This is a genomic window from Acidaminococcales bacterium (assembly GCA_031290885.1).
Classification (GTDB): domain Bacteria; phylum Bacillota; class Negativicutes; order Acidaminococcales; family JAISLQ01; genus JAISLQ01.
On record JAISLQ010000054.1, the window covers coordinates 1 to 14,143 of the forward strand.

13 protein-coding genes and 1 other annotated feature are annotated in these 14,143 nt (G+C 52.6%); all 13 genes read right to left on the bottom strand.

What is annotated here, in order from left to right:
* Positions 1-893, bottom strand: an 893-nt coding sequence (locus tag LBO03_06455; GenBank protein MDR3349227.1) for a TGS domain-containing protein, incomplete at its 3' end; no start/stop codon positions are given.
* A gap of 372 nt (positions 894-1,265) precedes the next feature.
* Positions 1,266-1,483: a binding site (T-box leader), on the bottom strand.
* A 169-nt stretch (positions 1,484-1,652) separates the two neighbouring features.
* On the bottom strand, positions 1,653-2,630 hold the full coding sequence (ftsZ, locus tag LBO03_06460; protein MDR3349228.1) for a cell division protein FtsZ: 978 nt from the start codon (positions 2,628-2,630) through the stop codon (positions 1,653-1,655).
* 135 nt (positions 2,631-2,765) lie between these two features.
* Positions 2,766-3,851, bottom strand: a complete 1,086-nt coding sequence (gene ftsZ / locus LBO03_06465; protein MDR3349229.1) for a cell division protein FtsZ — start codon at positions 3,849-3,851, stop codon at positions 2,766-2,768.
* A 91-nt stretch (positions 3,852-3,942) separates the two neighbouring features.
* Positions 3,943-4,272, bottom strand: coding sequence for a small basic family protein (locus tag LBO03_06470; GenBank protein ID MDR3349230.1), 330 nt, complete (start codon positions 4,270-4,272; stop codon positions 3,943-3,945).
* Positions 4,269-4,967 (bottom strand): DUF881 domain-containing protein, encoded by a 699-nt coding sequence (locus LBO03_06475; protein MDR3349231.1) that lies wholly within the window; start codon positions 4,965-4,967, stop codon positions 4,269-4,271. Before LBO03_06475 ends, LBO03_06470 begins: the two co-directional genes overlap by 4 nt.
* A 36-nt stretch (positions 4,968-5,003) precedes the next feature.
* Positions 5,004-5,759: an FtsQ-type POTRA domain-containing protein gene (locus tag LBO03_06480; protein ID MDR3349232.1), complete on the bottom strand. Its 756-nt coding sequence runs from the start codon at positions 5,757-5,759 to the stop codon at positions 5,004-5,006.
* A 19-nt stretch (positions 5,760-5,778) separates the two neighbouring features.
* Complete coding sequence (murC, locus tag LBO03_06485; protein MDR3349233.1) at positions 5,779-7,182, bottom strand: UDP-N-acetylmuramate--L-alanine ligase; 1,404 nt, start codon at positions 7,180-7,182, stop codon at positions 5,779-5,781.
* 40 nt (positions 7,183-7,222) lie between these two features.
* Positions 7,223-8,329 (bottom strand): undecaprenyldiphospho-muramoylpentapeptide beta-N-acetylglucosaminyltransferase, encoded by a 1,107-nt coding sequence (gene murG, locus LBO03_06490; protein ID MDR3349234.1) that lies wholly within the window; start codon positions 8,327-8,329, stop codon positions 7,223-7,225.
* Positions 8,330-8,342: 13 nt separating this feature from the next.
* Complete coding sequence (gene murD / locus LBO03_06495; protein ID MDR3349235.1) at positions 8,343-9,701, bottom strand: UDP-N-acetylmuramoyl-L-alanine--D-glutamate ligase; 1,359 nt, start codon at positions 9,699-9,701, stop codon at positions 8,343-8,345.
* Between the two features lie 20 nt (positions 9,702-9,721).
* Positions 9,722-10,681, bottom strand: coding sequence for a phospho-N-acetylmuramoyl-pentapeptide-transferase (mraY, locus tag LBO03_06500; protein ID MDR3349236.1), 960 nt, complete (start codon positions 10,679-10,681; stop codon positions 9,722-9,724).
* Positions 10,678-12,066, bottom strand: a complete 1,389-nt coding sequence (locus tag LBO03_06505; GenBank protein ID MDR3349237.1) for a UDP-N-acetylmuramoyl-tripeptide--D-alanyl-D-alanine ligase — start codon at positions 12,064-12,066, stop codon at positions 10,678-10,680. Before LBO03_06505 ends, mraY begins: the two co-directional genes overlap by 4 nt.
* Complete coding sequence (locus LBO03_06510) at positions 12,054-13,544, bottom strand: UDP-N-acetylmuramoyl-L-alanyl-D-glutamate--2,6-diaminopimelate ligase (GenBank protein MDR3349238.1); 1,491 nt, start codon at positions 13,542-13,544, stop codon at positions 12,054-12,056. The genes LBO03_06505 and LBO03_06510 overlap by 13 nt, the downstream gene beginning before the upstream one ends.
* A 136-nt stretch (positions 13,545-13,680) precedes the next feature.
* Complete coding sequence (locus tag LBO03_06515) at positions 13,681-14,130, bottom strand: hypothetical protein (protein MDR3349239.1); 450 nt, start codon at positions 14,128-14,130, stop codon at positions 13,681-13,683.
* Positions 14,131-14,143 lie beyond the last annotated feature (13 nt).

Sequence of the window (14,143 nt, forward strand, 5' to 3'; positions counted from 1 at the left end):
ATCTCGTCATAGCCGAATTCAAAATGAAATAGGCGGGAAATAGCCTCGATCTGGTTTCTGATAACTATGCCGTTGGGGTGAAAAAAGGGAAACCCCGGACCCTCGTCCTGCAAGCTGAACAGATCAAGTTCGCGCCCGAGTTTTCGGTGGTCGCGCCGAGCGGCTTCTTCCAGCATACGCAAATAGTTGTCCAATTTACCCTTTTCAGCGAAAGCCGTGCCGTAAATTCTCTGCAGCATCTTGTTTTTCTCATCGCCCCGCCAGTAAGCGCCGGCAATGCTTTGCAGCTTGAAAGCTTTTGCCGCGCCCGTAGTGGGAACATGCGGGCCGGCGCACAAGTCGGTGAATTCACCCTGTCTGTACACGCTTATTCTTTCTTCCGGCGCTAATTGATTTATTATCTCCAGTTTGTACGTTTCGCCCATTTGGGCGAACATAGCGAGCGCCGCGCCGCGTTCCATGACTTCGCGCCGGAGAGGATAAGCCGCTTTTACTATAGCGGCCATTTCTTTTTCAATGAGCGCCAAATCATCGGGCGTAAAAACATGTTCGCTGTCAAAATCATAATAAAACCCATTGTTGATCGCAGGCCCGATAGCCAGCTTGGTCGCGGGAAAAAGCCGCTTGACCGCTTGCGCCATGATATGCGCCGCCGTATGCCGCAAAGCGAAAAGCCCTTCGTCATCGTCGTCCGTGAAGAATTGGATAACGCAGTCCTGCTCGATTTTTTCGTTGAGATCGATGTTATTGCCGTTTGCTTTGGCCGCCAAAACGCGCTTGGCAAGCCGGGAGTTTTTCAGCGCCGCAATTTCCAGCACGGTCAACCCTTTTTCCACTTCCAGCGCAGCGCCGGGATCTTGACAGTCTCGAATTTTTATCTTGTCTCTTTCCATAACACAAAACCTCCAAAAGAACAATTTCCCCGTTTCATACTGTTCGCCGGTTAAAACATTGCTGCGGTTTATGGGCCAATTGCCGCCCCGCACGGCGCAAAACAGTATGTTAAATCAGCCACAAATATGCCACAATTTCAGGACGTGTTTAAAGACTTGCGTTTGGCATATTCCCAAGATAATTTTTCGTTATACAAGAAAACGCCGCCGCGTACCAAAGGAAGCTTCAGAGGCTACGCTGACGCAGCAGAGCGGAAATTCCGCCGCAAAGAGGCCGCAATGGATTTTTCAAACACGCCCTATCCGGGAACCGGCATTAAATGCTTTGGACAGGTTAAATCAAGCAATAAACATACAAAACCCCGTCTCCGAAAAAGGGACGGGGCATATCCACGCGGTTCCACCCTTGTTGGCTTTAAAATAAAAGCCCGCTCAAGCGTCAATAACGGTGACGGCCGTTAGGAACTACTGACAATCTTCGCTCCCAAGGCTCCAAGGCGGTAACAGTCGCGCGCTCACGCCGCCTTGCAACGAACAGCGGCTCTCTGCGGAGAGCTGACGCAAAATCATGTCCTTGTCATTGCCGTTTTAAGTTATTGGCAAATGGTCAATTCGTGTGCTAATTATAAAATATTACGCGCCATAATGCAAGCGTAACTTTTATGAATAACATCACAAGATAAAAAACAAATAGCAGAATAAATATGTTCTATCATTATGCAAGGCACAATCAGAAAAACCATTCTATTGTCAATGGCTCTACTGTTGGGTCGTCCTTTGTTCAAAGCCTGTCGCGATGACCGTTACCCGTATTTCATCGTCAAGCGTATCGTCAATCACCGCGCCGAATACTACGTTGGCCGACTTATCGGCGGCGCTGGCAATGACCTCCGATGCTTCGCTGACGTCATTAAGGCTGAGGTTCTTGCCGCCGGTAATGTTAAGCAGAACTCCGCTCGCGCCTTCAATGGACATTTCCAGCAACTGGCTTTTGATCGCGGCTTCGGCGGCGGCCACAGCCGCCCCTTCGCCGCAGGCGGTGCCGATGCCCATGAAGGCGGTGCCGGATTTTTCCATGATCGACTTGGCATCGGCAAAGTCCAAATTTATCAATCCAAGCATCGCTATGGTATCGGTCAGTGCCTGCACGCCCTGGCGCAAAATATCGTCGGCAATGCGAAAAGATTCTTTCGGCGTCGTCCTTCTGTCGGCCATTTGCAGCAGCCGGTCATGGGAAATGACGATCAGGGCATCGACTTTTTCCTTGATTTTGGCGATGCCGGCTTCGGCTTGGTTCATGCGCTGTCTGCGCTCAAAGGAAAATGGCTTGGTTACAATGGCCATGGTCAGGGCGCCTATTTCCTTGGCGCACTCGGCGACGACCGGCGCGGCGCCGGTACCGGTGCCGCCGCCCATGCCGGCGATTATGAATACCATTTCCGCGCCTTGTAATGCTTCTAAGATCTGCCCTCGGCTTTCCTCCGCAGCTTTGGTGCCAATATCAGGGTTTCCCCCCGCGCCGCGCCCTTGGGTCAATTTTGCCCCGATAGGGATGCGCACCGGGGCATGCGCCGAGGCCAACAAAATTTGTTCGTCCGTGTCTATTGATACAAACTGCGCGCCGCCGACTTCGGCCGTGACCATGTGGTTGACGGCGTTGTTGCCGCCGCCGCCTACCCCCACTACCTTTATATTGACCAACGGGTTTATTTCTCCCGGTTCCATTTCTATCGGCATCTAAGTACCCTCCTTGCGCGTCTTTGATATTGATCAATGCGCCATTAGCGGGAGATTATATCCACCGCGCGACAAGGCCTTTTTGTTTTGTTTCGGTTTTTATTAAATTCAATTCAAGCGAATAAACATCTGCCGTTAAGAGTTACGCGGTCTGCTCACCCAAACGGGGAGTTCAAAAGGAGGCCGCGCGCCGCGATCGCGGGGGGCGTTTTCAAGCGTAGGCGGCGCCGGGGAAACAAGCTTGCGATGGTCTGTCGGCCTTTGTTCAAAGCCTGTTGCGATGACCGTTACCCGTATTTCGTCGTCAAGCGCATCGTCAATCGCCGCGCCGAATATTACGTTGGCCGATGCATCGGCGGTGTTGGTAATGATTGCCGAGGCATCGTTGATATCATGCAGGCCGAGGTTCTTGCCGCCGATAATGCTAAGCAACACCCCGCTCGCGCCTTCAATGGATGTTTCCAACAGCGGACTTTTGATCGCGGCTTCGGCGGCGGCTACGGCCGCCCCTTCGCCGTGGGCGGTGCCAATGCCCATGAGGGCGGAGCCGGCGTTGGCCATGATCGACTTGGCGTCGGCAAAGTCCAGATTTACAAGTCCGGGCATCGCTATGAGATCGGTCAGTCCCTGCACGCCCTGGCGCAAAATATCATCGGCAATGCGAAAAGATTCTTTCAGCGGCGTCCTTCTGTCGACCATTTTCAGCAGCCGTTCGTTGGGAATGACGATCAGGGCATCGACCTTTTCCTTGATTTTGGCGATGCCGGCTTCGGCTTGGTTCATGCGGTGTCTGAGCTCGAAAGGGAATGGTTTGGTTACAATGGCCACGGTCAAGGCGCCTATTTCCTTGGCGCACTCGGCGATGATCGGCGCGGCGCCGGTACCGGTGCCGCCGCCCATGCCGGCGGTTATGAAAACCATTTCCGCGCCTTGTAATGCTTCTAAAATCTGCTCGCGGCTTTCTTCCGCAGCTTTGGCGCCGATCGTGGGGTCGCCCCCCGCGCCGCGCCCTTTGGTCAATTTCATCCCGATGGGGATGCGCACCGGGGCATGCGACGATGTCGCCAAAATTTGTTCGTCCGTGTTTATCGATATGAACTGCACCCCGCCGACTTCGGCCGTGATCATATGGTTGACGGCATTGTTGCCGCCGCCGCCTACCCCCACTACCTTTATATTGACCAACGGGTTTATTCCTCCCGGTTCCATTTCTATCGGCATCTAAGTACCCTCCTTTTGCGTCATTGGATAAACTCTTGTATGTGTTATGTACATAAAATATATGCTGTGTTTTTGCTCCCAAACCACTTTTTCATTTTCGCAGAATATGTCGGCGGCATATGGCAAGGTTTTGGAATATTCTAAGGCCAAAGGCGAGAATGGCCACAAAGTACAAATCAATGGATAATTTTTCGCCTATGTAACTTATGCCAACCGCCAGCAAGCTGTTGGTAAAAAAACCTGTTATAAAAACCGCGTTGTCGTATTTGCGTTCAAAAGTCGAGCGCATCCCGCCGAATACGGAATCCAGGCCGGCCATCAACGCGACCGACATGTATTTGGAGTATTCTACCGGCACGTTGACCGGCAATATCCACCCTAGCGCCAATCCGGCCAGCAGGCCAGCCACGGGAAATATCATTTTTCTTTGCCTTCTTCCGCCGGTTTTGCGTAATCAAAGGTAAAAGCGCCGTTATAACCTGGGACGTTAAGGTCTTTCTCAATGGCCGTCTGTACTTGGATGCCCCAAAATTTGAGAGTTTCCACAACGCCGCCGCGCATTTTTAAGGAAGCGTCCAACGTCTGCGGATCGCCTATCGCCTTTATGACGTAAGGCGGCGCGGATCTGACATTGTTGACTGATACGGTAGGCCCGGCGCAGCGTATTTCCGATGTGGCTATTATTCTCTGCCCGTTGATGGACAGCGCTTCCGCGCCGGCCGCCTTGAGTTCATTCACTACCTTCAACAGGTCGTCATCGTGGATAAGGTAAAGGTTGGGATTGTCGCCGGGTTTGGACTGCACTTTGCTGTCGTCAATGGTTACCGACACCCCGGGCCCACGCATCGGCAATATGCCGGCATACATGTTCAGCCGCCGCAGTTCTTTCACGTATACTTCGTCGCTGGTCTTCATCCTGAGTTTTTCCAGTTCCAACAGAATATCCGTGCGTTCCTTTTCCATGCGTTTAAGCTGCTCTGTCAGATCTTCCACTCTTTGATAGGGCAAGGCGGCGGCTTTTATGTTCGCCACCGATTTTAATTGCGTGGCAATCATAAACCCGAGGATGCATGATATGAGAACCACAACAAGCTTTGATTGCTTGCCGGCGTACATCGTTTGTTATCCCTCCGTTTTTTCCTTCGGCAGACTTTATCTTTTTATCTTAATATATGGTTTGTTATATGACAAGTCCGCAAATTCAACGGCCGGATTTTTTTTTGCAAACTCTTTTATCATGGCGGAAAATGATTTGGCTTTTTGCCCCAATTCCCCGATCCCGCCCATGATGTACCAGCGGCCGGGCAAGTCAAATATTTTTACTTTGCCTGTGCCGGAGATGTTTATTTCCGCTATGTTGTTTAGGACGTTTTGATCGAGCATGTTAAGAAAAGCAAGCATTTGCGCGATTTCGTCTTTGTTTATTTGATCGCCGACAAACCCGTTGCCAATGTTTACGCCGGAAAGCACCGGCGCGGCGCCGTCTTTGATGTTCCCGGCGGCGCCGATGACCAAGCCCTGCGCGTCAAGAGCTACGTACCCGTAGGAGCTGGCCACGTAAAAAACAGGTTTCTTTTCTTCTATGTCAATATGCAGTACATAGGGCAATTCATACCTGACAAGGGCATTTTTTATTCTCAGGTCGTTTATCAGCGACTGACGGATTAGATTGCAGTCAATAATGAATAAGTTTGCCGGCTCTTTCAATCCGGTCAGGAACAGAATCTCTTCCCGGCGGATTTTTTCTGCGCCGGTAATATAAACAGCGCCGAAAGAAAACCAAGGCTGGCGCAGCAAAATATAGCCGCAAACCAAAAACAAAGCGCCCGCGAGGAAAACAAGGATTTTTTTAAATATGTTGTTTCTGTTTTCTTTTCGCTTTTTTTGTATTCGTTCATAGGTTGACACGCCATTGTCTCTCCCTGCCTCAATCCGCCTCTGGCGCGGCGGATTGAGGCCATTGCTTTTTAAGGCGCGAGAGCAGGAGTTCACCCGCCTTGTATATGTCCCCCGCCCCCAAAGTAACAACCAAATCGCCGGGCTGGACGATGTTTTCCAGATAGATAGCCACGGCGGCCATATTCGGTTGATATACGGTGCCGCCTCGGCCGTTTTTATTTATCTCGGCAATTAGTGTATGTGCGTTTATTTGCGCAATCGGTTCTTCGCCGGCGGCGTATATGTCCGTCAAAACAAGTTGGTCGCATAAAGCGAAAGCCTGCCCGAATTCTTCTTTGAGAAGTTTTGTGCGCGTATAACGGTGCGGCTGAAAAACGCCGATCAAACGGGAAGGTTTCTTTTGCGCCGCCGCCGCCAAGGTACTTTTTATCTCGCTCGGATGATGGGCGTAATCATCGACAACCGTTATGCCGCCGATTTCCCCTTTTATTTCAAACCTTCTTTTTACGCCGCGAAACGAGGCCAACGCCGGCGCTATCCGCTCGATGCCAATGCCCAGGAACCGCGCCGCGGCGATGACGGCCAAGGAATTGAGAATGTTGTGCCGCCCCGGGATGAGCAGCTTTAACTCACGCAAAAATTTTCCCTGAAAATAAAGGTCATAGGCAGAGCCGCCCACGCCGCAAGATATGTTTTTCGCCTGATAATCGGCTTCTTCCGTGATGCCGTAGGAAATAACTTCGCAGCCGGTTTCCCCGGCGGCAAGCCGCAAAAGGGCATCGTCAAAGCAAAGCACGGCTGCGCCTTTCGGCGCCGTCTGCGCGATAAATTGCGTAAAGGCCGCTTTCATTTTATCCATGCTCCGGTAATAGTCCATATGATCGTTTTCAATATTGGTAACAATCGAAAGGTGAGGGAAAAATTTCAAAAAGGAACCGTCGCTTTCGTCCGCTTCGGCGATTAGATATTGCCCTGTGCCATAGCGGGCGTTGCCGCCAAGCGAATCCACTTCGCCGCCGACCAAGACGGTCGGGTCCAATCCGGCTTGTATAGCGACATGGGAAAGCAGGGCGGTGGTCGTGGTTTTGCCGTGGGCGCCGGCCACGGTTACGCCATAGCGGCCATTTAACAAAGCAGCCAGGACGTCCGACCGGTGAAGTATTGGGATGCCGCGCTCTACGGCTTCTATCGCTTCGGGATTTGTTCTTTTGATCGCGCTGGATAAAACTACCGCATCGCAACTATCGATCTGCCCACAGGCATGCCCAATGTATATTTTGACGCCGTCCGCCGCCAACCTTCTGGTCAGCGCGCTTTCGACCGCATCGGAACCGGAGATTTCAAATCCCGATTTGTTAAGCACAGAGGCGATGGCGCTCATGCCTACCCCGCCGATGCCAATGAAATGCCATTTTTTTATTTTCTCAAACATAAAAATCCCTTATTCGCGTTTTTAGCGCCGATCGCCATGACTATCCGGCCGCGATCATTGTCAGTATGTCGGCGGCGATCTTTTTCGCCGCGTCCGGCCTGCCTAATTTCTTTACGGCGTCCGCCATGCCGGAAAGGCGGTTTTTATCTTTAAGCAGAATGTCTATAAGGCTGTAAAGGCTGTCTCCGGTCAGTTCCCGGTCGCGCACCAGGATAGCCGCGTTCTCCCGTTCAAAAGACCTGGCGTTGCATTCTTGATGGTTATCGGTCGCGTATGGATAAGGTATCAGAATAGAGGGTATTCCGCGGGCAGCCAGTTCCGACATGCCGAGCGCGCCGGCCCTGAATACCGCCAAATCAGCCGCCGCCAGCGCCAAAGGCATTTCGTCCATGTAAGGGACGATTTTGATGTTCTTCGCTTCCCGCGCGCTTTGCGACAGTTCAGCGACAACGCTTTCGTAACCGCTCTCCCCGGTGATGTGCAACACTTGCACGTCCGGGCACCGGCAAAGTCTTTCGTGTACGTTCAGCATGGCGTTGTTGATGCTCATCGCGCCTCGGCTGCCGCCTGATACGAGTATGGTAGTTATTCCCTGGTTCAGCCCGAGTTTTTTTTGGGCGCTATGGCGGTCTACGGTTATGATGTCGGAACGAATCGGGTTGCCGGTAACGGAAACGCTCTTTTTACGCGCAAAATATTTGCCGGCAGCCGGGTTGCCGAGAAATATCTTATTGGCGAAATTGGATAATATCCTGTTGGTTACGCCCGGCACGGCGTTCTGTTCCTGAATGCAGGTCTTTACGCCCGACAGCCAGGCCGCCAGAACTACCGGACCGCATACATAGCCGCCTGTGCCTATGACAATCGCGGGTTTTATTTTCTTTATTATCTTCCACGCCTGCCTGAGCCCGGTCAAAGCCCTGCGGACCGAACGCACGGTTTCCCCGGACAGTTTGCGGCTAAACCCGCTGACTTCAATCGGCAAAAATTCATAGTCATAATTTGCCAAAATGGAATTTTCCAAACCATCTTTGCTGCCGACAAAAAATATCCTGATTTGGGAAGCGCTTTCTCTCAGCTGTTCGGCAATCGCCAGCGCCGGGTAAATATGTCCGCCTGTCCCGCCTCCTGAAATTATAACGCGCATGTTGCCTCCGCAATTACTGTAATTTTCTTACCAGTTCCTTGAAATAGCGCCCGCGTTCCTCGAAGTTTTTGAACATGTCGTAAGACGCGCAGGCGGGCGACAGTAAAACCACCTGTTTTTCTTCGGCCTGTCCGTGCGCTTTCAGCACAGCTTCTTCAAAAGACGCGGCTATAATTATGTTTTTAATTCCCGCCCGCAGGGCGGCTTCGTAAAAGCGTTCCCGGGCTTTGCCCAATAAAATGAGCAGGGAGGTTTTTTGTTTTGCCAACCGCATGAATTCGGTCAGATCGGTCATTTTGTCATAGCCGCCGGCTATGAGAATCACCTGGCCGTCCGCGAAAGCTTCCAGCGCTTTGATCGCAGATTCCGGGTTGGTCGCTTTGGAGTCGTTGTAATATTTCACGCCCTCAATCGTCGCCGTATATTCAATCCGATGCTCCACCCCCTCGAAATTAAGCAGGATCCGCCTCATGGCCGCAACGCCCACGTTCGCGAAACGCGCTGCGGCACAGGCGGCCAGCGCGTTTTCCACATTGTGCCGGCCAAATATTTTCATCTCGTCCACCCGGCATATTTTGTTTTCCCGGCCGCGCCAGTTAATTACTATATCGCCGTCCCGGACAAAACACCCTTCCGGCAGGACGTCCCGCCCGCTGAAAAAACACACCCGTGACTTGGTTTTTTGAGCGAAAAGACGCAGTTGTTCGTCGTCATGGTTCAAAATAAGGTAATCGTTTTTAGTCTGATTGGCGAAAAGCAGCGCTTTTGCCGCCGCATATCCGGCGAAATCGCCATGCCTGTCCAGATGATCCGGCGTTATGTTGAGTATGGCCGCTATATGCGGACGGAAGGTTTTCGTGCTTTCCAGTTGAAAGCTGGATATTTCCGCCACCAATAGACCCTTTTTGTCTTTCAGTTTCCTGGCCGCCCAAGAGAGCGACTGCCCGATGTTGCCGCCCAGATAGCTCGGCATGGAAAGGCTTTTGACCATTTGCGCGACTATCGTCGCCGTGGTGGTTTTGCCGTTGGTGCCAGTAATGGCGATGATTTTGCCTTTAGTTACCCGGTAAGCCAGTTCTACTTCCCCGATAACTTCCACTCCGTTGCTTTGCGCTTTTTGCGCCAGCGGGTGGTTGATGGAAATCCCCGGCGAAAGTACCATAACGTCAAATGAATTATAAAAATCCGCCGCCGGCGCTTGGTTTGTCAAAACAGCGCCGTTTTGCAGTAAAAAGTTTTTATCTTCATCGGCAAGGTCAATACCTTTTTCGTCATAAAGGGTAACGCCCGCTTCCTCAAAAGCGAGGGTTTTGGCCGCGCCGACCCCGCTTATGCCGGCGCCGAAAACAAAGGCTTTTTTCCCCGAGAACAATTACGCCGCCCCCTTACTTGTTATCCATAAATGTATATGAGCAATCCGGAAAAGGCGCAAGCCGCGCTCAACAACCAAAAGTTCACAACTACTTTGCGCTCCGGCCAGCCGACAAGCTCAAAATGGTGGTGCAAAGGGCTCATGCGAAAAACGCGCTTGCCCGATGATTTAAAAACGGCTACTTGGATGATGACCGAAAGGGCTTCGACGACATAAAGCCCGCCGACTACGATCAGCAGAAACTCCGTCCCGGTCAGCAGCGCCAGAGCCGCCACCGCGCCGCCTAAAGCCATAGAGCCGGTATCGCCCATAAATATTTTGGCCGGATTAAAGTTAAAGAGCAAAAAGCCGGCGCACGCGCCGCCCAAAGCCATAGCGAAAACGCCGAGAGATTCCTGGCGCGCGAGGAAGCAGATAGCCGCGTATGCCGCCGCCACCGGGACGGTCGCGCCGGCCGCGAGCCCGTCTAACCCATCGGTCAGATTTACTGCGTTGAGAGTGCCGACAAAGAGCAGGATAACCAGCATAGCATAGAAAACACTGGGCAGCGCCAGCGCTCCCCAGAAGGGAACGTATATCTTGCCCGGCATCCCGCCGCTGTCGGCGCAAAGAAGAAAAACCACCGCCAGCAGCGCCTGCGCCAGCAGTTTTTGTTTGGCGGTCAGGCCGAGATTGCGTTTTAACGCCACTTTTATATAATCGTCGGCAAAACCGATCGCGGCGGAACCGACAAACAAAAGCATCGCCAGAAAAACATCCGCGTCCGGCTTGCCCAGGAGCAGCGCGGGCAAAATCACCCCAGGCAATATTATCAGCCCGCCCATAGTCGGCGTGCCCGCCTTTTTCAAATGTTCCCGCGGGCCGTATTCCCTTATGCTCTGGCCGAATTTTAACCGGCGCAAAAAGGGTATGACCAAAACGGCGCTCGCGGCAGATACAACGAAGGCTGAAAATTCCGCCGCCAAAAAGCTATTCATCATGTCTCGTTTTCCGGCCGCGACCAATATTTTTTCATCACCGCCAAGAGTTCATCCAACTTTATGCCGCGCGATGCTTTGAAGAGGACGGTATCGCCGGGTTTTATGAGCCTTTTTATTATGTCTGCGGCCAGGAAACTGGATTGGAAATGCCAGTTGGGTACGCCGAGCCGTCCGGCTTCTCGCGCTACGCGATGCGATTTTTCGCCGATGGTTATCAGAAAGTCGATGCCGTTTCGTGCGGCAAGGCGGCCGATGTTTTCGTGTTCCGCGCCGGAAAGAGCGCCGAGTTCCAGCATGTCGCCCAGTACCGCTACCCGGCGTTTGCCCGGCAAAGTGCGCAAAAGCTCCAAAGACGCTTTCATTGAAGCGGGACTGGCATTGTAGGTATCGTCAATGATGGTAATCCCACCGGCTTTTTGTATGTTTTGCCGCATTTTTGTAATCACGGGTTCGGACAGCCCGGCCAGCATGTCCTCACGTTTAACGCCCAGCAGGGTAGCCGCCGCGATGGCGCACAGCATGTTGTAAACATTATGCCGCCCCAACAAGGCCGTATTCACTTGGTACTCAACGCCGCTTAGCCCATCCTGGCAAGTAAAGGAAAGACCGCGTTCATGCTGAAGGATGTTTACCGCCCTTATTTCGGCCTTGTCGCCAAAGCCAACCGTCACCGTCCGTCCTTTCGCCGCCGCGCCCATAAGCGAAACATAATGGTCGTCGGCGTTTAGCACCGCTACTGCGCCGGCATCAAGCTCTTCGATCAATTCCTGCTTGGCGGCGGCGATATTTTCAACCGACCCCAAAAGTTCTATGTGGGCATTGCCGACATTGGTTACCACGCCGATTGCCGGTTTGGCGATCTTTGCCAATTGCCTTATCTGCCCGGCGCCGCGCATGCCCAGTTCCACAACGGCGGCTTTATGTTCGGCGGTCAGCTTTAAAAGCGTAGCCGGCAAACCTATCTCGTTATTGAAATTCGCCTGGCTTTTGAGCACTTTACAACTATCGCCCAAGGCAGCGGCAATAAGGTCTTTAGTGGTAGTCTTGCCTACGGAGCCTGTTACTGCGATTATCGGCAATGCAAACTTGTTACGGTAAAAAGCCGCTATTTCCTGATAGGCCGCCAATGTGTCTTTCACCATTATCAGCGCCGCGTTTTCTGGCGGCGGGAAGGGCGGTTTCGCCGCCACTATCGCCTTGGCTCCGTTCTTTGCCGCAACGGCGCAAAAATCATGTCCATCGAATTTTTGCCCCACAATGGCCACAAAGGCAACGCCGGGGCTTACCAAACGGCTGTCCGTTACCACCTCCGGCAATTGCGCGTCTTCATACGGCCACGCAGTCGCGCCGCCCGTAGCTTGGCAAAGTTCGCTTATTTTGAGCATTGGCGCATCCTCCGCAGAAAGTCCCCGGCGACAATACGATCGTCAAAATCTATGACGCGATCGCCCAATATTTGATATGTCTCATGCCCTTTGCCCGCGACAACCACAACATCGCCGTCTTTCGCGCTTTCCAGCGCGGTTTCTATCGCGGCCGCGCGCTCGGTTATCAGCCGGCAGCGGCCGGTTTTCTCAACGCCGGCCATGATGTCGCCAATTATTGCTTCCGGTTCTTCTTTGCGCGGGTTGTCAGACGTTATGTAAACAAAATCCGAAATTTCCGAAGCTATTTTCCCCATAAGCGGCCGTTTGGCCTTGTCGCGGTTGCCGCCGCAGCCAAATACCGTTATCAATTGTCCATCGGTTATCCGGCGCGCGCTTTTCAATATGTTTTCCAATCCGTCCGGCGTGTGGGCGTAATCGACAATGACCGTGAAGGGCTGCCCGGCTTCCACCAGTTCAAACCGCCCAGCGACCCCTTTAAATCCGTCAAGCCCGGCGACTACCTTTTCCGGCGGCGCGCCGCCGGCTAAAGCCGCCGTAACCGCCGCCATTACGTTAGAAACATTAAAATGGCCGGTGGTCGCAAGAGACAGCGGCAGTTCTCCGGCGGGCGTCGCCAGCAAAAGTTTCATGCCTTTTGCCGAGAGTTCCTGCCGCTTGGGGTAAACGTCATTTTCCGGGGAAAAACCATAACAAAGAACGGGCACTTTAATCGCGCCCAGGAAAATGTCGGCGTTTTTGTCCTCACGGTTGATCACGGCCTGCCCGGCTTTGCGCCCGTTATGCGCAAGCCCGGAGAAAAGGAGTGTCTTGGCTTCTATGTAAGCGGCGAAATTTTTGTGAAAGTCAAGATGGTCCTGCGTAACATTGGTCAATAGCGCCAAGTCAAATTCACAGCCCGCTATGCGGCCAAGCGCCAGCGCGTGTGAAGAAACTTCCATAAAGGCATATTCCACTTTTTCTTCCCGCATGGCGGAAAGTAAAGATTGCAGTTCCATAACGTCCGGCGTAGTGTTGCGGGACGGTATGCGGCGTTCGCCGATAACCGTGTCTATTGTCCCGATCACGCCGCTTTTTTTCCCCCAGGCGTCGGCAATGCGTTTTAGCATATAAGTTACGGTAGTCTTGCCGTTGGTGCCGGTAACGCCGTATAGTTTCATGTCTAAAGCGGGATAACCGTAAAAATAGGGCGCAATTTTTTTCATCGCTTCCCGGGCGTCCGGCACAGTTATTACCGTTACGCCCCCGGGCGCGGAAACGCCCGGGCGATCGACAAGAAGCGCCGTTGCCCCTTTGTCGCATACTTGGTCAATATAGTCATAACCGCTGGTTCTTTCGCCGGCAAGGCAAATAAACAGTCCGCCCGGAACGCTTTTGCGCGAATCGTCGGCAATTCCCCGGATAAAAAGATCGGAAGGGCCATGCAGCTCATAAATTTCGAGTTTGGACAAAATTTGACTCAAAGTCAATCCCGTCAAGCCGTTCTCCCCCCTCGTCGCCCGGTTTTTTCCGAGTGTCCCCCAGATCGGGCAACGCTTTGCCGCCCGCCGCATCCATAGGCGGCGCGAGAGATCTGGTTGGTTCAACAATAAATTAAGGCGTCAAGACATTCTATCATAATTTGGCCGCCGGCAATTTATTTTTTTCCGTTTTTTTCGCCTCTCGGTCAGGGCGGCCATCGCCGGCCTTAACGTACATATTGCGATTGGCCGCCGCCATGCCGAGCTTTTCCGCCAAAACGGTTATTCTGTCCGGCGCTTTGGCTTTGGCGAGGGTAACTTGCAAATAGTCAATTTTTTTGGTTAGCTCCACTTCCTGCTTTTTCAATTTTGTAAGTTCATAGCCATCTTGAATAAAAACGTCGCTGCGCATAACCATGTAAAACGCAAACAGCAACGTCGTCATTACCATCAACGCTACCTGCCTGCGCAAAACAGTATTGCACCGTACGCGTACGGATGGTTCCTGAATAAAATCTTCATCCGCTGCGCCGTGCGTATATCGCTCGTTTGCCGCCGCAAAATAATCATACTCGTCGTAATTTGTCTTTTTTCTTGCCAGCATACAAACACTTCCC

What these genes read in the sequence shown, in the direction of transcription:
- LBO03_06470 (MDR3349230.1), bottom strand. Translation starts at nt 4,272, where the DNA reads ATGATATTTCCCGTGGCTGGCCTGCTGGCCGGATTGGCGCTAGGGTGG.
- murC (MDR3349233.1), bottom strand. Translation starts at nt 7,182, where the DNA reads ATGTTTGAGAAAATAAAAAAATGGCATTTCATTGGCATCGGCGGGGTA.
- LBO03_06515 (MDR3349239.1), bottom strand. Translation starts at nt 14,130, where the DNA reads ATGCTGGCAAGAAAAAAGACAAATTACGACGAGTATGATTATTTTGCG.
- murG (MDR3349234.1), bottom strand. Translation starts at nt 8,329, where the DNA reads ATGCGCGTTATAATTTCAGGAGGCGGGACAGGCGGACATATTTACCCG.
- ftsZ (MDR3349228.1), bottom strand. Translation starts at nt 2,630, where the DNA reads ATGCCGATAGAAATGGAACCGGGAGAAATAAACCCGTTGGTCAATATA.
- ftsZ (MDR3349229.1), bottom strand. Translation starts at nt 3,851, where the DNA reads ATGCCGATAGAAATGGAACCGGGAGGAATAAACCCGTTGGTCAATATA.
- LBO03_06505 (MDR3349237.1), bottom strand. Translation starts at nt 12,066, where the DNA reads ATGCTCAAAATAAGCGAACTTTGCCAAGCTACGGGCGGCGCGACTGCG.
- mraY (MDR3349236.1), bottom strand. Translation starts at nt 10,681, where the DNA reads ATGATGAATAGCTTTTTGGCGGCGGAATTTTCAGCCTTCGTTGTATCT.
- LBO03_06475 (MDR3349231.1), bottom strand. Translation starts at nt 4,967, where the DNA reads ATGTACGCCGGCAAGCAATCAAAGCTTGTTGTGGTTCTCATATCATGC.